The sequence below is a fragment of the Cyanobium sp. ATX-6F1 genome (assembly GCF_047395825.1).
In the GTDB taxonomy this organism is placed as follows: domain Bacteria; phylum Cyanobacteriota; class Cyanobacteriia; order PCC-6307; family Cyanobiaceae; genus ATX-6F1.
In genome coordinates, this window is sequence record NZ_JBCEBF010000001.1 from 243,949 (window position 1) to 262,561 (window position 18,613).

Here is an 18,613-nt window from a genome sequence, read left to right on the forward strand (position 1 = left end):
TCATCGAAGGGCAGGGGCACCGCCGCCGCATGGTTCAGCTCGATCGGGGGCTCCGCCGTCGCCTGGAGCTCCCCAACCAGGCGGCGTAGGCCGCCCGGGTGCGGGGCCTGGCCAGGCGCCGGCCGTAGGGGGCGGAGGTGGCCCCGAGGCCAAACCCCCACCAGCCGGCCCCACTCCAATAGACACGGTTGTGGCGGGAGGCATGGCCAGGAAGGGCGTAGTTGGAGATTTCGTAGTGGCCATAGCCGGCCGCCCGCAGCCGCTCGGCGCTCAACTCCATCAGATCAGCGCTCTGGTCTGGATCCGGCAGGGGCAACTGGCCCCGGGCCTGCAGGCGCTCGAACACGGTGCCGGGCTCAACGATCAGGTCATAGATCGAGAGGTGAGGGGGCGCTTCAGCCAGGGCTTGCTCCAGCTGCGCGCGCCAGTGCTCCAGGCCCTGCTCCGGCAGCCCCTGGATCAGATCCAGGCTCCAGCTGCCCAGCTCCCCCATCGCCTGGGCCTGGCGCAGCCAGCCGGCGGCCTCGAGCAAATCCTGTCGCCGGTGGCGCCGCCCCAGGCGCGCCAGCACGGCGTCATCGAAGCTCTGGCCCCCCAGGCTCACCCGGTTGATGCCCGCCGCCAGGTAGCCCGCCAGCCGGCCCTGGTCGAAGCTGGCGGGATCGAGCTCCAGGCTGATCTCCGCCCCCGGGGCAATTCGGAACCGCATCGCCAGGGCCGTCAGTAGCCGCCCCACCTGGGCCGGGGTGAGCAGCGAGGGGGTGCCGCCCCCCAGGTACACCGTCGAGAGCGGTGGGCCGCCTGGCGAGCGCTCGATTTCGGTTTCGATCAGCTCGAGGTAGGCGGCGATCGAGCCGGAGGAGGCGCCGTCAGCGTGGTCCCCCAGGGGCACCACCGCGAAATCACAGTAGAAGCAACGCCTGTGGCAGAAGGGGATGTGGAGGTAGGCGCTGCGGGGCTGGAGCAAGGGCTGGCCCCGAGGTGCGGTTACCTGGCCGAGTCAAACCGGCCATCGTCCGGCATGCTGCCTGCCTGAGCGCAGGACTGCCGCAAGCCGGCCATGGTGGACACCCTGATCCTGGTGCTGTTCCTGATCTCCGGTGCGGCCACGGGGTGGCTGGGGGTCGATCTGCTTCCCGAAGACCTTCTGATCAAGGTCAGCGATCTCGCCAAGCTGCGCTGGGAACTGGCGGGCTTCGGGACCTTCGTCGCCCTGCTGGCGGGCCTGTTCTTCCAGCAGCTGCGCCGGCGGCTGATGGCCCAGGTGCGCAGCATGCCCACCGACCTGCTGGTTAGCCGGGCGGTGGGGCTGATCCTGGGGCTGCTGGTGGCCAACCTGCTGCTGGCGCCGATCCTGCTGCTGCCGCTCCCCTGGGAGGTGGTGTTCGTCAAACCGCTGGCGGCGGTGCTCAGCAACGTCTTCTTCGGGGTGCTGGGCTACAACCTGGCGGAGGTGCACGGCCGCACGCTGCTGCGCCTGTTCAACCCCTCCAGCACCGAGGCCCTGCTCGTCGCCGAGGGGGTGCTCCAGCCCGCCAGCGCCAAGATCCTCGACACCAGCGTGATCATCGACGGCCGCATCCGCGGCCTGCTGGAGTCGGGGCTGCTCGAAGGCCAGGTGATCGTGGCCCAGGCGGTGATCGATGAGCTGCAGGCCCTGGCCGATTCGAGCAACAACGAGAAGCGGGGCAAGGGGCGTCGGGGTCTGATCCTGCTGGCGGAGCTGCGCAAGCTCTACGGCCGCCGGCTGGTGGTCAACACCACCCGCTACGAGGGCATTGGCGCCGACGAGAAGCTGCTCAAGCTCACCGCCGACACCGGCGGCACCCTGCTCACCGCCGACTACGGATTGACCAAGGTGGCCCAGGTGCAGGAGCTCAAGGTGATGAACCTGAGCGAGCTGGTGATCGCCCTGCGGCCCGAGGTGCGGCCGGGGGATGCCCTGCAGCTCAAGATTGTGCGCGAGGGCAAGGAGGCCGAGCAAGGGGTGGGCTACCTGGACGACGGCACGATGGTGGTGGTGGAAGCGGCCAGGGGGCGGATCGGCGAGCGCCTGCCGGTGACCGTCACCGGTGCCCTGCAGACCCCATCGGGCCGCATGGTCTTCGCCCGCTGGGATCAGGAGCCCGCGCCCCCCGCTAGGCTCCAGCGCAGTGGTTTTGGAGTGAGCCCTTTGATGTCGGTGTCGGCCCCCTACTACGGCGATTCAGCCGTCATGCGCACACCGCCGCCTGATCTGCCCTCGCTGCTGCTCAAGGAACGGATCGTCTACCTCGGGTTGCCGCTCTTCTCCGACGACGATGCCAAGCGGCAGATGGGCGTCGACGTGACCGAGCTGATCATCGCCCAGCTGCTTTTTCTGGAGTTCGACAACCCGGACAAGCCGATTTTCTTCTACATCAACTCCACCGGCACCAGCTGGTATTCGGGCGATGCGATCGGCTTCGAGACCGAGGCCTTCGCCATCTGCGACACGATCCGCTATGTCAAGCCGCCGGTGCACACCATCTGCATCGGCCAGGCCATGGGCACCGCCGCGATGATCCTCTCGGCCGGCGCCAAGGGCCACCGGGCGGCCCTGCCCCATGCCTCGATCGTGCTGCACCAGCCCCGCTCCGGCGCCCGCGGTCAGGCCACCGACATCCAGATCCGGGCCACCGAGGTGCTGCACAACAAGCGCACGATGCTCGAGATGCTCTCTGAGAACACCGGTCGCAGCCCCGAGCAACTCTCCAAGGATTCCGATCGCATGACCTACCTCACCGCCGCCGAAGCGGTGGAGTACGGCCTGATCGACCGCGTGCTCACCAGCCTCAAGGACCTGCCGGCACCGCTTCCTGGGCTCTGAGCCTTTCCTCCCACCGATCCCGCTTCCACCACTGCACCTGCTTCCGCCATGCCCATCGGCACCCCCAGCGTTCCCTACCGCCTCCCCGGCAGCCAATACGAGCGCTGGGTCGACATCTACACCCGCCTCGGGGTGGAGCGGATCCTGTTTCTGGGCTCTGAGGTGAATGACTCGATCGCCAACAGCCTGGTCGCCCAGATGCTCTATCTGGATTCCGACGACAATAGCAAACCCATCTACCTCTACATCAATTCACCGGGGGGTCGGTGACCGCCGGCCTGGCGATCTTCGACACCATCCAGTACGTGAAATCCGATGTGGTGACGATCTGCGTGGGCCTGGCGGCCTCGATGGGGGCGTTCCTGCTGGCGGCGGGCACCAAGGGCAAACGCCTGGCCCTGCCCCACAGCCGGATCATGATCCACCAGCCCCTGGGAGGCACCAGCCAGCGGCAGGCCAGCGACATCGAGATCGAGGCGCGCGAGATCCTGCGCATGAAGGACATGCTCAACCAGTCGCTCGCCGACATGTGCGGCCAGAGCCTCGAGAAAGTCACCAAGGACACCGACCGCGACTACTTCCTCAGCGCCGCCGAGGCCAAGGAGTACGGCCTGATCGACCGGGTGATCGCCCACCCCACTGACGCCTGATCTCTCTTAGGCCGGTCGGCCGCGACCGTAAAGTCGCCGATTGCACCGCCCGCCGCCCGGAATGGCCCAGCTCTTCTACGACTCCGACGCCGACCTCAGCCTGCTGAACGGCAGGACGGTGGCGATCATCGGCTACGGCTCCCAGGGCCATGCCCACGCCCTCAACCTCAAGGACAGCGGCGTGGCCGTGGTGGTGGGCCTCTATGAAGGCAGCCGGTCGGCCGAGAAGGCCAGGGCCGATGGCCTTGAAGTGTTGAGCGTGGCCGATGCCTGCGCCAAGGCCGACTGGATCATGGTGCTGCTGCCCGATGAATTCCAGAAGAAGGTCTACGACGCTGAGATCGCGCCCCACCTGAGCGCCGGCAAGGTGCTGAGCTTCGCCCATGGCTTCAACATCCGCTTCGGACTGATCAAGCCCCCTGCTGATGTCGACGTGGTGATGATCGCCCCCAAGGGCCCGGGCCACACCGTGCGCTGGGAGTACCAGAACGGCCAGGGCGTGCCGGCCCTGTTTGCGATCGAGCAGGACGCCTCCGGCCACGCCCGCGCCCTGGCGATGGCCTACGCCAAGGCGATCGGTGGCACCCGCGCCGGGATTCTGGAAACCAACTTCAAGGAAGAGACCGAAACCGACCTTTTCGGGGAGCAGGCGGTGCTCTGCGGCGGGCTGAGCGAGCTGGTCAAGGCCGGCTTTGAAACCCTGGTGGAGGCTGGCTACCAGCCCGAGCTGGCCTACTTCGAGTGCCTGCACGAGGTGAAACTGATTGTTGATCTGATGGTCAAGGGCGGCCTGACCGCCATGCGCGATTCGATCTCCAACACCGCCGAATACGGCGATTATGTGAGCGGCCCGCGCCTGATCACCGCCGACACCAAGGCGGAGATGAAGCGCATCCTCACCGACATCCAGGACGGCACCTTCGCCCGCAATTTCGTGGCCGAATGCGACGCCGGCAAACCCGAGATGACCCGCATCCGTGAGCGGGACAGCCAGCACCCGATCGAGAAGGTGGGCACAGGCCTGCGGGCGATGTTCAGCTGGCTCAAAGCCGCCTGAGCGCGGCGCAACGGGCTGGCTCGAACGACCTCCGGGGGCAAACTGGCGCCAATCGCCTGAAGCCATGAGCAGCCTGCTTCCCTCCCTGGCCTGGGGCAGTGCCCAGGCCGGTGGAGCCCTCACGGTGGCCTCCACCGGCTGGCTGGTCAGCGGGCTGAGCCCCTCACCACTGGTGAACAGCCTGCTCCCGGCGCTCGGAGCCCTGCCGGCCCTGCTGCCCCTGCCCCTGAAGGCCAAGGAGGGATACGGCCTGCAGTTGGCCAGCGCGCTGCTGCTGCTGGCGGTGAGCGTCAAACTCACCGGACCCTCGGTGCTGTGGCCGCTGCTGGCGGTGCTGCTCTTCGGCCTCGGGAGTCAGATGAGCCGCCTGCCCCTGCAGCAGACCCTGCTCAGCCGCTCGCGGGTGCCGATGGAGCAGCTGCGCCTCGGTGGATCCCTCGGTCAACTCCTGGGAAACCTGCTCACCGGCGTGCTGTTCCCGATCGGCAAGGCCGTCGCCCAGTACGCCAACGCCCTGGTGCTGCTCTTGCCCCTGTTGCCCCTGGCCTGGGCCTCCGGCCGCAGCGGCCCTGAGGCCGCGCCCCCAACGCCGCTGCCTGTGCCCAAGGGTGGATTCGAGCTCCGCAGCCTCCTGCAGGGGGTGCTGTTCGGCAGCCTGTTTGCCCTGCTGGCGCTGTGGGTGCGCAAGGTGGGCGCGGGCAACTGCTTCGATTTCGGCATGGTGCTGACCGCCTATGGGCTCGGCCGCACCCTGGGGGCCACCCCGCTGCAGCCCAGGCTGCGGCCCGGGCTGCCCTACCTGCTGATCGCCCTGCTGCTGGCGGCCACCCAGGCGCTGCCGGGCTGGGGGGCGGTGCTGCTGTTCCTGCCGATGGGCCTGCTGGCGGCCGGCAGCGACGGCCATCTGATCGACGCGCTGGCCCCCTTGGGGGCGGTGGCCGTGCGCTGGCAGGTGCTGGAGCGCTCAGGGGCCCTGGGGGGTCTGCTGGGCACCCTGGCGATCGGAGCTCTCAGTCAGGCACTGGGCCTGGAGCGGGCCCTGCCCATCGTTCTGGCGGCCTTCGTGCTTGCCGCCCTGCTGCTGCACCGCCGCTGGCGCCCCCAGCTGGCGTGAATGCCACCAGCCTCGACGTCACCGCCACAGCGGCACTGGGGACCAGGCTGCTGGTGACCTGGTTCCTGGTGGCCTTGGCCTGTGGGCTCGATCGCCTGCTGGGGGACCCGCGCCGCTGGCTGCATCCGGTGCAGGTGATGGGCTGGGTGATCGACGGCCTGCGGAGCTTGGCCGAGGCCTGGGCGGGCGATCGGCCCGCTGCCCTGCGGTTGGCGGGGCTGCTGATCACCCTGCTGCTGCTGGGGGAAGCGCCGCCGCGGGCCTGGCGGTGGAGCACCTGGTGCTTGCACGTCCGTTGCTTGGGCTGCCGCTGCTGCTGCTCGGCCTGGCCAGTGCCCTGGCCGGCCGCAGCCTCGAGCAGGCCGTGGGGAGCGTGCTGGCCGCCCTCGCGGCCGGCGACCTGGAGCAGGCCCGCGAACGCCTGAGCTGGATCGTGGGCCGCGATGTGGAGGGTCTGGCGGAGGCGGAGATCCTGCGGGCAGCGGCGGAGACCGCCGCGGAAAACGCCGTTGACGGGCTGTTCGGACCCCTGTTCTGGATGCTGCTGGGGGGTTGCTCTGGCCCTTGGGGGGCCCTGGCCCCCTGGCCCTGGCCTGGGTCTTCAAGGCGGCCAGCACCCTCGATTCGATGCTGGGCTACCGCCGCGGCCGCCTGCGCTGGCTGGGCACCGCCGGGGCGAGGCTCGACGATCTGCTCACCTGGCTGCCTTGCCGACTGGTGGCCCTGGGGCTGGGACTGCTGGCAGGGCACCCCATCAAGCTGCTCCAGCAAGCCCTGGCTGATGGGGCGCCCGACCCCTCCCCGAACGCGGGGGTCTCCCAGGCGGCCTACGCCCATGCGGCCAGGCTGCAACTGGGAGGGGCCAACCGTTATGGCGGCCAGTGGATGAACAAACCCGTGCTGGGAACTGGCCTGGGGGCCGTCACGGCCCCGGGGGTTGGTCGCATCCTGTCGCTCAGCCGCAGGCTGGAGGGACTCTGGCTGGGGACCAGTCTGGCGGTGGCGCTGGCTCTTCCGGCTGGGCTCCAGGCGGCTGGACGGCTGGCGACTTGGCAGCTGGGAAGCTTGCCGCTGCCTCAGTAGGCGCCGCGGTCGCGGGGGAACAGGATCACGCCGATGGTGCGCACGATGATGCCCAGATCCATCACCAGGCTGCGGCGGCGCGCGTAACGCAGATCCAGGCTCACCCGGGTTTTATAGCTGAGGTTGTTGCGGCCCGACACCTGCCAGAGGCCTGTGAGACCCGGGCGCACGGCCAGCACCTCATCCATCTGCAGGCCGTAGCGCTTGAGTTCGGCGCGCACGATGGGACGCGGACCCACCACGCTCATTTCGCCCCGCAACACATTCACGAACTGGGGCAATTCATCGAGGCTGGAGCGGCGCAGAAATTTCCCGATCCGGGTGATGCGCGGGTCATCCTTGAGCTTGAAATCGTTCCTGAATTCCGCCTCCAGTTCCGGTGAGCGCTGCAGCAGTTCAGGCAAGATCCGATCGGCGTCCTTGCGCATCGTGCGGAACTTGATGCAGCCGAAATCGCGGTAGCCCCGGCCCACCCTCCGTTGCACGTAGAACACCGGCCCGTGGGAACTCAGCTTCACGACCACCGCCAGAGCCAGCAGCACGGGTGATCCGAGCGTCAGCACCAGGGCAGCGAAGAGCAGATCACCGCTGCGCTTGAGCACCCGTGAACCGATCGCCTGGGCGTCGATCAGATCCTGGGCCGTGGGCACTGAAGTCCGGCGCTGATGATCAAGTTCCACGAGCAACAGATCACCAGCGCGATCGTTCAGGCGGCGGGGTGAAGGGCTCAGCGTGCTGTCAGCCATGGACATCATTCAATGATCCCCAGGTGCGTCGATCCAATCGCCAGGGTCACTCAAACCAGAGGCACAGCGCCCGGTCGGCTGTCGTGGGCCAGCCGGCGCCGGTGCTGCTCCCAGCTGCGCTCGAGCACGCTGAGCATGCGTTCCTCGAAGCGCTCGGGGGCGAAACGCTCGGCCCAATGGCGCAGGGCCTCGCTGGAGAAACGCCTCCAGAGCTCCTGGTCGTGGAAATAGGCGACGGCCGCCTCCAGTGAGGCCACGGTCTGCTCGGGGAACAGCAGACCGGTGGGGCCCGGCACGCCACTGCGCAGGCAGCGCACGCTGTCCAGCAGGCCCCCTGGCCCAGCCCGATCACCGGGGCGCCCGCCGCCATGGCCTCCACCGGGGCAATGCCGAAATCCTCCAGTCCGGCGAACACGTAGGCGCGGCAGCGCCCCATCAGCTCATTCACCTCCGCCTCGCTGCGGCGCCCCAGCAGCCGCACGGTGGGGCCCGCGATCGCCTCAAGCCGCCGCCGCTCAGGGCCATCGCCGACCACCAGCAGCGGCAGGGCGAGGCGATTGAAGGCCTCGATCACCAGATCCACCCGCTTGTAGGGCACCAGGCGGCAGAGAGAGAGATAGAAGTCATCGCGGGGGGCCCCCGGTCTGAAACGGGAGAGGCTCACCGGCGGCGGCACCACCAGGCTCTCGCGCCGCCAGTAACGGCGGATGCGGCGGGCCGTGAAGCGGGAATTGGCCACGAGCACATCAACCCGGCCGCTGCTGAGCGTGTCCCACAGACGCAAGCGGTGAAGTTGCCAGCGGATCAGCGGCCCCAGGGGGCTGCGGGCCAGGGCGGAGCTGGCCAGATAGGGGTGCATCTGGTCCCAGGCGTAGCGCACGGGGGTATGCACGTAACTCACGTGCAGCTGGTCGGGGCCGGTGAGCACCCCTTTGGCCACCAGATGGTTGCTGCTCACCACCAGGGGATAGCCCGCCAGATCGAGCTGCTCGATCGCCAGGGGCAGCAAGGGCAGGTACTGCTGCACATGGCTGATGCCCCAGGGCAGCTGCTGAATGAAGCTGGTGCGAATGCGGCGGCCCGCCAGCCAGCTGTCGTCGCGGTGGCTCTCGCCATCCACCAGGGCGAACAGGTCCGGCCGCAGCACCGGATCGAGGGCCTGCACCACCTGCTCCGATCCCCCCACCGAGCGGGGGTGAACCACTCGTGCACGAGGGCGATCGGAGCGGGAAGGCGGTGCATGGGCGCACCGTAGGTGGCGCTGCCATCGGGGGCGGACATCACGAAAGCTCTCAGCTGATTGCCCCCCAGCCCAGAGATTCCGATGCTGTCCGAAGTTCCGTCAGGCCATGCCGATCCGCGAGCTGCTTGAAGACGCCATGAAGGAGCCGTCGATCGGCACGACGGCCTGTTTCAGCTGGCATGCCACCCCGGTGGGCATCGCGGCGCTCTGGCGTGTGGGGAAGCCGCCCGTCTCGCCGCCCTATGAGGACGCCCTCAAGGAGGGCCTGCTGGTGGGACTCGACCTGAGCCGTGAGGAGCGGGAGTTTCACCAGCTCAGCAACGGTCTGGTGCTGTTGTTCCACTCCTGAGTTTCGGCGGTGAGCCGGCAAGGAGCGCCGCCCCTCAGGGCAGGGAGGAGGGGGAGGAGGTGGCCGACAGGCGCTGCTGCTCCCAGTACTGCTGGGCGGTGGGCAGCAGACCGATCTGGACCTGACCCAGCAACAACATCAGGCGGTTCTGGGTCTCGGGATCCTGTGGCATGAAATCCGAGAAGATCGCCGCATGGCAGACATCAACGAACAGGGCTGCCTCCTCTGAAGACAAGCCGATGAGGTGCTCGTCGTTGTAGTGGGTGACTTTCAACGTCCAACGGCCCGTTGCTTTCACCCTAAACCCGCTACCTCAGTCCTGCTCAAACGCAAGTGTGACAACAGATCACCCGAGCGAGCCCTCTCCAGGGCCATGGGTTCGGGCCCATGGTCGATCGATTGAGGAAGCAACTACACGGATCGGTGAACCGAACCGCCCAAGACGAGAGATTCGTTACAAAGTGCCATAAAGTGGAACTGGTCATCGAGCGGAGCCACCCGGGTCCGCTTTTTCTTGCCCATCCATGCTTCCAGCAGCGATCTGGCCTACGGAAGGTTGCTAACAACCGTTGCCGAGGGGTAGAGGGTGCCCCAGAGCCATGACGCTCCAGTAGGGATCGGTCCCAGCCGCGCCCATGGGCCGATCCGCTTCCTCGTTCTCGCCCGGGCCCCCAGCTCGATCGTTGCCGCGATCCGTGCAAGACAACCAAGCGGATCTCGCTGGGCTCAATCACCCTGCAGGCGACGAATCTGCCCATCAAGCAACTCCAGGGCGACTTCGTTGATCGACCGGCCCGTGCGCTGCGCCAGCTCGATCAGGAGTTCCATGGCCTCTGCGGAGATCTCCAGCTCAAGGCGGCGGGGGAACCGCGCCGGATCCAGGCCTTCATCCAAGCCCAAGCAGGCACAGACCAACGTTGCAGCATAGATGCATCACATACGCTCCAAGGCAAGGCTGAGGTCCCGCCGCGCAGCCCAACTTCTCCGCTGCTGCCCGATCAATCACCCACCGGGCCTGGAGTGGCCCATGGCACTCCCGGGGGCTCACCCCAGCAACGTCACGGGCTCTTGCCGAGCTGCCCGTTTCAGCGGTAGTGATACCGGCAAGCCAGGATCAGCAAAACACCTGCCTCCAGTCGATAAAACAGCCGGTGCTCGTCGTTGATGCGCCGCGACCAGCAACCGGAGAGATTTTCACGCAACGGCTCAGGCTTGCCGATGCCCGCACAAGGGTCCCGCAGACAGGCCTGGATCAGTTGATTGATCCGCCGAAGCTGTTGGCGGTCCTGACCCTGCCAGTAGAGGTAGTCCTCCCATGCCGCCGGGGTCCAACCGAGCCGCTCAGCTGCCGGCATCAGCGAGATCCGGATCAATCAGACCATGCTGGAACAGCTCACCGCGCTCCGCCTGCCCAAGGGAACGCTGAAGGTGGGCTGCATTGGCGGGAGAGCGCAGCAGATGCACCGTCTCCATCAGGCTGTTGTAGGTGTTGAGCGACATCAGTACGGCGCCCTGGGCGTGGCGGCGGGTGATCAGGGTCACATCCGCATCAGCTTCCACGCGATCAAGGACGGCCTTGAAGCTCTCGCGGGCCTCCGAAAAACTGACCACCTGCATCTGATCCGTCCAATTCCCTGTACAACAGGCTAAAGCTTCTACCTGGGATGAGCACGGCAACAGCAGGGGGAACTCCCTATTGGCGCTTGCCCCACCCAGCGGCCGTCCCTGCGCCGGGTCTTGGCGACGGAGCGAGCCACCCAGGGCTAGAGGCGATCGCGGTCGTGGTGCCTGGTACCGGCTTTGTGACCGCTCGACGGAGGGCCCAAATTGCTTTCCCCGAAAGCATTTTGGAATTCGCGGAGGCCATCTTGCCGCAAAGGCTCCGAACGCAGAGGCGCCGTAGTTGACGGTATCGGCGTCAGCCGGGGGTTGATGCAGGCGGATTTCCCCGGATCAGCCCGGACCAGGGTTTCCTCAAAAGCCTTACGGTGCAACACTTCTCGTGCGCCGCCGGATTTCGTCGGATGGAGCAAAAACGGAGAGGGTGGGATTCGAACCCACGGAAGGTTTCCCTTCAAACGATTTCGAGTCGTTCGCTTTCGACCACTCAGCCACCTCTCCAGACCACCGCGCTGCAGGGACCACAACGCCTGGCCGGCCCGCAGGCCGAGGGCACTGTAGACATCGGCCCTGGGTCCGCAGATCCAGCAACGGCCTCAGCCCGGCGGCCCCTGCAGGGAACCGCTGTCCCCACTGGCGAACCAGCCCCCGGGTAGCGCCCCTTCCCGGCCGGGGCCCGTCCGCTCAACCACAGCCGCGGGGGAGCCAGCGACGCCAGCCACACCCGCTCGGCCCGGCGGGGCCGGAAACCCAGCCACAGGCCCGCCAGCCGTGGCCTTTCGCCGACGACCGCCTGCTGCCAAGACCACAGCGACTGGCGATCCGGCAGCAGCACCCAGGGGTGCTCCCCCACCTGCAGCCGCAGGGCCAGACCGCCGGCCGCCAGAGCCTCCAGGCTCAGCCCCGGACTCTCCAGCCGCTGCCCAGGCGCCAGCGGCAAGCGCTGCTCACCGGAGCTGAGCACCAGGGGTGAGAGCGCACGCCAGCAGGCCGGGTCGGCCGCTGCCACCGGATCGCTGACCAACAGCCAGTCGTAGCGCTGCAGACCGAGGCCCAGGGCCAGCTGACGGGCGCGGCTGCAGCTGAGGCCATCGCTTCGGGTGCTCACCAGGGCAGCGCGTCCCTGGTGGGTGGCCAGCAGCAGATCCCCCGCCCCCTGGTGCACCAACAGCAGCTGGTCGACACCGATCAGGGCCAGGTGCACCGCGCTCGCCAGGGCGATCAAGGCCAGCCCGCAGGCCCGACCCCGGCGCCATCGACCCAAGGACGCCACCAGCAGCGGCAGCAAACCCAGGCTGAACAGCAGCACCAGCCCCGCATTGGGCCGCCCCAGCTGCCACTGGGCCATGGGCAGGGCCGCAAACCAGCGGGTGATCGCCAGCAGCACTCCGGTGAGGGTCACAAGGGGCCAGGCCAGCAGAACCAGCAGCGGTGGCGCCAGCACCGCCAGCAGCGCCATCGCCATCGCCCCGAGGGTGAGGGGCGTCAGCAGTGGTGAGACCACCAGATTGGAGGGCACGGCCCAAATCGGCACACTGCCGAAGTGCAGCAGCTGCAGCGGCAGGGTCCAGAGCGAGGCCGCCAGGGGCACCGCCAGCCCCGCCGCCAGGCCCCCCGACAGCTTGTGCGCCCAGGGAGCGGAACTGAGCGACCGCAGGCGAGCGGCCAGGGCTGTTTCCAGGTCGCGGGAGGTGAGCATCAGACCGGCGGTGGCCGCCACCGAGAGCTGGAAACCCACATCCAGCAGCCACAGGGGCTGCACCAGCAGCATCAGCAGCACCGTGAGCAGCAGCACCCCCAGGGGCCGGCCGCGCTGGCCGCTCTCCAGCACCACGAAGGCCACCGCCCCCATCAGCACGGCCCGCACCACCGAGGGCTGGGGCCCCGCCAGCAGCAAGAACAGCAGCATCGCCCCGCCGGCCAGGGTCCAGCGGATCGGCCGGGGGAGCGCCGCCCCAGCACCATCACCGCCCCGAGCAGCACCGTGAGGTGAAAGCCACTGGCCGCCAGGGCGTGGGAGAGGCCGGCGACGCGAAAGGCCTCGCGCACGGCCTGCGGCACGGGCACCACGGCGCTGCCCAGCACCAGGGCCGCCAGCACCCCGCCCCTGTCGGGTCCGCCCTGCTGGAGCAGGGCCGTGGCCATACGCCGGCGCAAGTCGGCCACCGGCGTCGCCGGTCGCTCCAGCACCTCCACTTTCTCCACACGCATCTGGCTCCAGATGCCCTGGCGGGCCAGCCGCTCGGCGGCACTACTGAGCAGGGGATGGGGCCCCGAGGCCGGCCGTCGCAGGACGCCGCTGACACGCAGGCGCCAGCCCTGGCGCAGGTCGGGGCAGGTGGAAAAACGCAGCTCCGTGGCGCCCCCGGCCTGCTCGAGCACCGCCCGGCAGCCCTCACCCGCGCTGAGGGGCTGGGGATCAACCGCCAGGCGCCCCTCCAGCACGGTGATCGGGGCCGTCCCCACCAGCCGGCTCGGATCGGCCGGCCCGGGGTGGCTCTGGTGAATCAGCCCCCACAGCAGCAGCAGCGGCAACAGCGCCAGCAGCAGGGCCCGCTGACGCAGGCCCCAGGCGCGGCGCTGGCTCAACCAGCCCGCTAACGCGACCAGGGGCACAAGGGCCAGCCAGCGGACGGGATCCGGCAGCGACACCACCCCCAGGGCCAGGGCCACCAGGGCCAACGCCACCACAACGGCAGGCATAGGGAGGTCGGAGAACACCTCGTCAGGGTTCCCAGGGGGTTCCCCTAGGGTTCGGCCACTGTCCCGTCCGTTTCCCAAAGCCCGTGCGTGCCTCCGCCGTGGTTTTCGCCCTGCTGCTGGCCGCCTGCGTGCCCGCAGGGCTCAGCCAAGCCCCTCTCCAGGCCCAGTCCCTGGCCCAGGGCCTCGGCCCAGGTCGCTCGATCACGGTGCGCGAAGGGGACACCCTTGAGGCCATCGCCCAGCGCCACGGCGTCAGCGTCGAGGGGCTGATCGAGATCAACCAGCTCAAGGACGCCAACCAGCTGGTGGTGGGCCAGCGGCTACGGCTGCCACCAGCGGGGCCGGGGCTGCTGATCCGCTCCGGCGACACCCTCGAAGCGATCGCCAACCGCAGCGACACCACCGTGGACGCCCTGCAGCGGCTCAACCCGGGCCTGCGGGCCGAGGCCCTGCCGGTGGGCAGCTGGCTGAAGCTGCCGGGGAGCCAGGGAGTGCGCCCTGAAGCGCCGGCTCCGCCGCGCCCCCTGGGGCCCGCCATTCCAGCGCCGCCGGCCGGCACGGGGGACCAGACCGCCGCCGCCGCCTTGCTGCTGAGCCCAGCCGAGCGCCGCGACCGGGCCGATCTCAGCCTGCGGGAGCAATCGGGCCGGGCCCGCTGGCGCCGCTACGGGAGCACGGAGGTGGACTGGGCCGGCTGGCGGCTGCACCCGGGCGGCGTGCGCATCACCCTGGTGGAAGCCGGCCGTGGCCGATCTGGGGGTGCGGCGGGCCGGGGCAACGGCGGTGGCGGTGCAGTGCGAGAGCCTGCGCCAGACCTGGCGCATCGATGGGGACTGGGAGGGCTGGGCGCCGCCGGATCCCAGATCCATCGGCCAGCAGATCGTGATCGACCTGTGCAGCAACACCCTCGATGCACCGGCCCTGCCGGTGGCCCCTGAGCGCTCAGGGGCTGGGCAACTTGAGCATCAGATCGCAGAGCTGGGGGCTGGGCATCTTCTGGCCGATCAGCGGCGCCAGCAGGGCGGCCACGGGCCGGATGCGGCAGGGCCCCACGGCCCGCTCGGTGAGGCGGCCCCCCTGGAAACTGCCCGCAGCCACCACCACCAGCAGCAGGATCCGCTTGATCACACCGGCACCGCCGGGGCCTTGAGCAAGGGGAAGCCCAGGGCCTCGCGCTCCTGCAGCCAGGCTTCGGCCACCTGCCGGGCCAGGTGCCGGATGCGGGCGATGGTGGCGGTGCGCTCGGTGACCGAGATCACGCCACGGGCCTCCAGCAGGTTGAAGGTGTGGCTGCACTTGAGCACGTAATCGAGGGCTGGGGCCGGCAGGCGCCGTTCCACCAGCTCAGTGGCCTCGGCCTCGTAGAGAGCGAACAGCTGCAGCAGGCGCTCGGCGCTGGAGGCTTCGAAGTTGTAGGTGCACTGACCCTTCTCAAACGGCAACCAGATGTCGCCGTAGGTGCGCTCGCCGTTCCAGCTCAGCTCCCAGATGCTCTCCACGTCCTGGAGGTACATCGCCAGGCGCTCGAGGCCGTAGGTGATCTCGATTGACACCGGCCGGCAATCGAGACCGCCGCACTGCTGGAAATAGGTGAACTGGGTGACCTCCATGCCATCGAGCCACACCTCCCAACCCACGCCCCAGGCACCGAGGGTGGGGGATTCCCAGTTGTCCTCCACGAAGCGGATGTCGTGGTCAGCGGCGCGGATGCCCAACGCTTCAAGGGAGGCCAGGTAGGTCTCCTGGATGCCATCGGGGGAGGGCTTGATCAGCACCTGGTACTGGAAGTAGTGCTGGGCGCGGTTGGGGTTGTCGCCGTAGCGGCCGTCGGTGGGGCGGCGGCAGGGCTCCGGATAAGCCACGGCCCAGGGCTCCGGGCCGATCGCTCGCAGCACCGTGTGGGGGCTCATCGTGCCAGCCCCCTTCTCAGTGTCGTAGGGCTGGAGCAGCAGACATCCCTGTGCCGCCCAGAACTGATTCAGGGTGGAAATGATGTCTTGGAAGTGCATCGCCCGCGCCGCTTGAGGATCGACCTGGTCGATCCCGATGATCCCAGACCGCCGCTCAGGAGGCGTTGAGGATGCGCCCGAGCGACTGGGTGACCGACTCCATCGGCACCGTGAGCGCCTCGAACTGATCGGCGGGGAGTGCCTTGCTCCAAAGCCAGCCCTGACCCTGGTCGACACCGATGCGGCGCAGGAAGGCGGCCTCGGATTCCGTTTCGACGCCCTCGGCGCACACCTCCACACCGATGGCATGGCAGCCGGCCAGCAGCCACTGCAGAAAACGCTGGCGGTAGCTGTCGGAATCGATGCCGGTGATGATCGAGCGGTCGACCTTCACCTTGGAGAACTTCAGCGAGAGCATGTGGGAAAGGGGAGCATCCCCGGTGCCGAAGTCATCGACGGCGATGGTGTGCAGACCCGTGAGCTCGTTGATGAAGGCCGATTCCTCATGGCCGGCCACGCCACGCTCGGTGACCTCCACCACCAGACGCTTGCCCACCTTGCGGCGCAGGTTGTCGAGGTCAGGGACGGCGCGGGAGATCGGGCGGAAGAACATCCGGCCCGAGCCGATGAAGCGGCAGGAGAGGTTGACCGACAGCCAGACGTTGGTCTGAATCCGCTCCAGCTGGTTGAGGACGAAGACGAAGGAATCCTGGGTGACCTTCAGATTCAAGGTCGGATCATCTTGCAGGGCCTGGAGCTGCTCAGAGGCAGGAGCATTGCCGTTCGGCCGCCAGAGGACCTCCCCACCGCAGACACGGCCGCTGGCGAGATCGACGATGGGCTGGATGTGGAAGTTTTCCACGCTGAAGGTTCCGTTCGGATGATGTCTAATCGCCTTCAGTTCAACGTGCATGGTTGGCGCTGCCTTCCCTGGCCCACCAGTGCCGCAACCGTCTACCGGCCAGCGGCAGCCTGGCGATGGGGAGGGGCAGGGGAACCTGCCTCAGGCCACCAGCTCCAGCAACCCCATCAGCCCCCCGCGAGGGGGCGGTGGCGGGCCTGGGCGAAACCGGCCGCCCCGGCCAGCCGCTCCTGCTCGGGGCCGCTGGGAAAGCGCTCCAGGCTGGGCTCCAGGTAGGCGAAGTGCTCCCGCAGCCCGAAGCGCTCGGCCGTGGGCACCACCAGCCGCCGCAGGGCCTGGCGCTGCAGGGCCGCAACCGCCGGGGCGCTGGGCCGGTTGAAATCCAGAACCGCCGCGCGGGCGCCCGGTTTGAGCACACGCCGCAGCTCCGCCAGGCCCGCGGCGGGATCCGTGAGGTTGCGCAGCCCGAAGGCCATCACCGCCCCATCCACGCTGGCACTGCCCAGGCCGGTGGCCAGGGCATCGGCCTGGTGCCACTCGAGGGGCAACCAGGGCTGGGCGGCGGCGCGGCGGCGGGCCAGCGCCAGGGGAGCGGCGGCCGCATCGAGCCCCAGCACCCGGCCCGCAGGACGCACCCGGGCCGCCAGCAGCAGGGCCAGATCACCGGTGCCGCAGCAGAGATCGAGCATCCGCTGGCCGGGACACGGCCGCAGCCAGGCGATCGCCTGGCGTTTCCAGAGCCGGTGCAGCCCCAGGCTGAACAGGTCGTTGAGCAGGTCGTAGCGGGGGGCGAGCGCCTCGAACAGCTCGCGCACCGCGGCGGGATCACCGGGCTTCACGGGCGCTCAGCCGAGGGGATCAGCGGTCCGGCCGCTGGAGGGGCCAGCCGGAACGCTGCTCCCGAGGCCCCTTGATCAAGGGCCATTTGATCCCACGGCAAGGCGATCGCATCGAGACTGATCCCAGCTTCGCCGTCGCTGGCCAGACCAGGGGGCGGGCGGCGAGCAGACCGTGGGGCCCTGACAGGGTGATCACCATCACCGTGGCCAGGCCCACGGCGGCGAAGCAGACCATGCAGCCCGCCAGCATCAGGGCGAACTCCTTGCGGTCATTGGCGGCCTGCATCAGTTGCAGGGCCCAGGCCACCAGCGCCAACACCGTGACCACCATCAGCAGGGCCAGGGCAGTGGACAGGGGTGGAGCCAGGGGCGGCAACGGATGGTCTCGGATTGTTACTCACAATGTAACGAGGGATCACAGCCCCGAAGGGCCGCCCGGCCCATCAAGGCTCAGGGCCCATGCAGCGGGCGGATCTCCAGCCCCCGTCCGATCAGGTCGGCCTTGATCTCCCCCACGGTCAGCACGCCGTCGTGGAGCAGGGAGGCCAGCAGGGCCGCCGAGGCCTGGCCGGGCCCCAGGGCTTCGGCGATGTGGTCGATGCAGCCGGCGCCGCCGGAGGCGATCACGGGCACCTCCACGGCGGAGGCCACAGCGGCGGTGAGCGCCAGGTCATAGCCCGCCTGGGTGCCATCGCCATCCATCGAGGTGAGCAGGATCTCGCCGGCCCCGAGCTCCACCACCCGCCGCGCCCAGGCCAGGGCATCGAGGCCGGTGTTCTCGCGGCCGCCCTTGACGAACACATCCCAGCCCTCGCTGCTTGAACGGCGGCGGGCGTCGATCGCCACCACGATGCACTGGCAGCCGAAGCGCTCGGCCCCCGGCTGATCAGCTCGGGATCGGCCACGGCCGAAGAATTGAGGCTCACCTTGTCGGCGCCGGCCCGCAGCAGTTCGGTGATCCCCTCCACCGAGCGGATGCCGCCCCCCACGGTGAACGGAATCGTGACCGCCTCGGCGGTGCGCCGCACCAGTTCCACCAGGGTGCCGCGCCCCTGGTGGCTGGCGGCGATGTCGAGGAACACCAGCTCATCGGCGCCGGAGCCGTCGTAGCGGCAGGCCAGCTCCACCGGATCGCCCGCATCCCGCAGGTCGACGAAATTGACCCCCTTGACCACCCGCCCAGCGGCGACGTCGAGGCAGGGAATGATGCGCTTGGCAACCATCAGAACTGGCAGGGGGTGACTGTTAGTGTTGCGCTTCTCTCCCGTCGCGCAGGCCATGTCCCAGGCTGCCACCTCCGGCACGGTCCAGATCGGCTCGCGGGTCAAGGTCACCCGGGTGCGCGATCGCATTCCCGCCGAGATGGTGGAGCTGCTGCGCACCGACGCCACGGGCACCGTGAGCGGCTACAAGATGACCGACGGCAGCGGTGTCGGCGTCGTGGTCGAGCTGAGCAACGGCAGCAGCGGCTGGTTCTTCGACGACGAGATCACCCCCGCCTGAGGTGAGCGACTCCCCTGAGCCCACTCCCAGCGGCGGCGGCGCCCGCC

16 protein-coding genes, 1 tRNA gene and 7 pseudogenes are annotated in these 18,613 nt (G+C 68.8%); 9 read left to right on the forward strand and 15 right to left on the reverse strand.

Features of this window, described 5'->3' with window-relative positions:
- Nucleotides 1-34: 34 nt before the first annotated feature.
- On the reverse strand, nucleotides 35-967 hold the full coding sequence (gene hemW / locus AAF143_RS01530) for a radical SAM family heme chaperone HemW (RefSeq protein ID WP_414026425.1): 933 nt from the start codon (nucleotides 965-967) through the stop codon (nucleotides 35-37).
- A gap of 93 nt (nucleotides 968-1,060) precedes the next feature.
- Between hemW and AAF143_RS01535 the strand changes: the two are divergent.
- The 6 genes and pseudogenes from AAF143_RS01535 to cbiB all read left to right on the forward strand — a co-directional run.
- Nucleotides 1,061-2,152, forward strand: a pseudogene (locus tag AAF143_RS01535) (PIN/TRAM domain-containing protein); the annotation flags it as partial.
- Between the two features lie 24 nt (nucleotides 2,153-2,176).
- A complete protein-coding gene (locus AAF143_RS01540) occupies nucleotides 2,177-2,848 on the forward strand; it encodes an ATP-dependent Clp protease proteolytic subunit (protein WP_255005228.1) in 672 nt (223 codons plus the stop codon).
- A gap of 48 nt (nucleotides 2,849-2,896) precedes the next feature.
- Nucleotides 2,897-3,498, forward strand: a pseudogene (locus tag AAF143_RS01545) (ATP-dependent Clp protease proteolytic subunit).
- Nucleotides 3,499-3,559: 61 nt separating this feature from the next.
- A complete protein-coding gene (gene ilvC, locus AAF143_RS01550; RefSeq protein ID WP_255005230.1) occupies nucleotides 3,560-4,555 on the forward strand; it encodes a ketol-acid reductoisomerase in 996 nt (331 codons plus the stop codon).
- A 64-nt stretch (nucleotides 4,556-4,619) separates the two neighbouring features.
- Nucleotides 4,620-5,669, forward strand: coding sequence for a hypothetical protein (locus tag AAF143_RS01555; protein WP_255005231.1), 1,050 nt, complete (start codon nucleotides 4,620-4,622; stop codon nucleotides 5,667-5,669).
- A 68-nt stretch (nucleotides 5,670-5,737) separates the two neighbouring features.
- Nucleotides 5,738-6,752: pseudogene (gene cbiB / locus AAF143_RS01560) on the forward strand (adenosylcobinamide-phosphate synthase CbiB).
- On the opposite strand, the gene AAF143_RS01565 reads toward cbiB, so the two are convergent.
- Nucleotides 6,746-7,498 (reverse strand): sugar transferase, encoded by a 753-nt coding sequence (locus tag AAF143_RS01565; RefSeq protein ID WP_255005232.1) that lies wholly within the window; start codon nucleotides 7,496-7,498, stop codon nucleotides 6,746-6,748. The pseudogene cbiB and the gene AAF143_RS01565 sit on opposite strands and share 7 nt — an antisense overlap.
- Before the next feature lie 50 nt (nucleotides 7,499-7,548).
- Nucleotides 7,549-8,740: pseudogene (locus AAF143_RS01570) on the reverse strand (glycosyltransferase).
- Nucleotides 8,741-8,847: 107 nt separating this feature from the next.
- On the opposite strand from AAF143_RS01570, the gene AAF143_RS01575 reads away from it, so the two are divergent.
- A complete protein-coding gene (locus AAF143_RS01575) occupies nucleotides 8,848-9,090 on the forward strand; it encodes a hypothetical protein (RefSeq protein ID WP_255005234.1) in 243 nt (80 codons plus the stop codon).
- A gap of 34 nt (nucleotides 9,091-9,124) precedes the next feature.
- On the opposite strand, the gene AAF143_RS01580 is transcribed toward AAF143_RS01575, so the two are convergent.
- The 6 genes and pseudogenes from AAF143_RS01580 to AAF143_RS01605 form a co-directional block, all read right to left on the reverse strand.
- On the reverse strand, nucleotides 9,125-9,364 hold the full coding sequence (locus AAF143_RS01580) for a hypothetical protein (protein WP_255005235.1): 240 nt from the start codon (nucleotides 9,362-9,364) through the stop codon (nucleotides 9,125-9,127).
- A 452-nt stretch (nucleotides 9,365-9,816) separates the two neighbouring features.
- On the reverse strand, nucleotides 9,817-9,984 hold the full coding sequence (locus AAF143_RS01585) for a ribbon-helix-helix protein, CopG family (protein ID WP_255005236.1): 168 nt from the start codon (nucleotides 9,982-9,984) through the stop codon (nucleotides 9,817-9,819).
- A 191-nt stretch (nucleotides 9,985-10,175) separates the two neighbouring features.
- The gene (locus tag AAF143_RS01590; RefSeq protein ID WP_255005237.1) at nucleotides 10,176-10,445 is read right to left on the reverse strand and encodes a Txe/YoeB family addiction module toxin; all 270 of its coding nucleotides are present in this window, start codon (nucleotides 10,443-10,445) and stop codon (nucleotides 10,176-10,178) included.
- On the reverse strand, nucleotides 10,432-10,707 hold the full coding sequence (locus AAF143_RS01595; protein ID WP_255005238.1) for a type II toxin-antitoxin system Phd/YefM family antitoxin: 276 nt from the start codon (nucleotides 10,705-10,707) through the stop codon (nucleotides 10,432-10,434). The genes AAF143_RS01590 and AAF143_RS01595 overlap by 14 nt, the downstream gene beginning before the upstream one ends.
- A gap of 419 nt (nucleotides 10,708-11,126) precedes the next feature.
- Nucleotides 11,127-11,211: transfer RNA gene (locus tag AAF143_RS01600), tRNA-Ser, on the reverse strand.
- Nucleotides 11,198-13,413: pseudogene (locus AAF143_RS01605) on the reverse strand (ComEC/Rec2 family competence protein). The gene AAF143_RS01600 and the pseudogene AAF143_RS01605 overlap by 14 nt, the downstream one beginning before the upstream one ends.
- 83 nt (nucleotides 13,414-13,496) lie before the next feature.
- Between AAF143_RS01605 and AAF143_RS01610 the strand changes: the two are divergent.
- On the forward strand, nucleotides 13,497-14,351 hold the full coding sequence (locus tag AAF143_RS01610) for a LysM peptidoglycan-binding domain-containing protein (protein ID WP_414026426.1): 855 nt from the start codon (nucleotides 13,497-13,499) through the stop codon (nucleotides 14,349-14,351).
- Between the two features lie 4 nt (nucleotides 14,352-14,355).
- Here the strand turns inward: AAF143_RS01610 and AAF143_RS01615 are convergent, their stop codons facing one another.
- From AAF143_RS01615 to hisF, 6 genes and pseudogenes are all read right to left on the reverse strand, one after another.
- Entirely contained in the window at nucleotides 14,356-14,541 is a 186-nt protein-coding gene (locus AAF143_RS01615; RefSeq protein ID WP_255005241.1) for a hypothetical protein, read from the reverse strand.
- Nucleotides 14,538-15,422: a glycine--tRNA ligase subunit alpha gene (glyQ, locus tag AAF143_RS01620; protein WP_255005242.1), complete on the reverse strand. Its 885-nt coding sequence runs from the start codon at nucleotides 15,420-15,422 to the stop codon at nucleotides 14,538-14,540. The genes AAF143_RS01615 and glyQ overlap by 4 nt, the downstream gene beginning before the upstream one ends.
- Nucleotides 15,423-15,477: 55 nt before the next feature.
- Entirely contained in the window at nucleotides 15,478-16,275 is a 798-nt protein-coding gene (locus AAF143_RS01625) for an EAL domain-containing protein (protein WP_261358734.1), read from the reverse strand.
- 90 nt (nucleotides 16,276-16,365) lie between these two features.
- Nucleotides 16,366-17,063: pseudogene (gene ubiE, locus AAF143_RS01630) on the reverse strand (bifunctional demethylmenaquinone methyltransferase/2-methoxy-6-polyprenyl-1,4-benzoquinol methylase UbiE).
- Nucleotides 17,064-17,082: 19 nt separating this feature from the next.
- Complete coding sequence (locus tag AAF143_RS01635; RefSeq protein WP_414026427.1) at nucleotides 17,083-17,439, reverse strand: hypothetical protein; 357 nt, start codon at nucleotides 17,437-17,439, stop codon at nucleotides 17,083-17,085.
- A gap of 74 nt (nucleotides 17,440-17,513) precedes the next feature.
- Nucleotides 17,514-18,289 (reverse strand): annotated as a pseudogene (hisF, locus tag AAF143_RS01640) (imidazole glycerol phosphate synthase subunit HisF).
- 52 nt (nucleotides 18,290-18,341) lie between these two features.
- Here hisF and AAF143_RS01645 point away from each other — a divergent pair.
- Nucleotides 18,342-18,566, forward strand: a complete 225-nt coding sequence (locus tag AAF143_RS01645; protein ID WP_255005247.1) for a DUF2862 domain-containing protein — start codon at nucleotides 18,342-18,344, stop codon at nucleotides 18,564-18,566.
- Nucleotides 18,567-18,613: the final 47 nt, after the last annotated feature.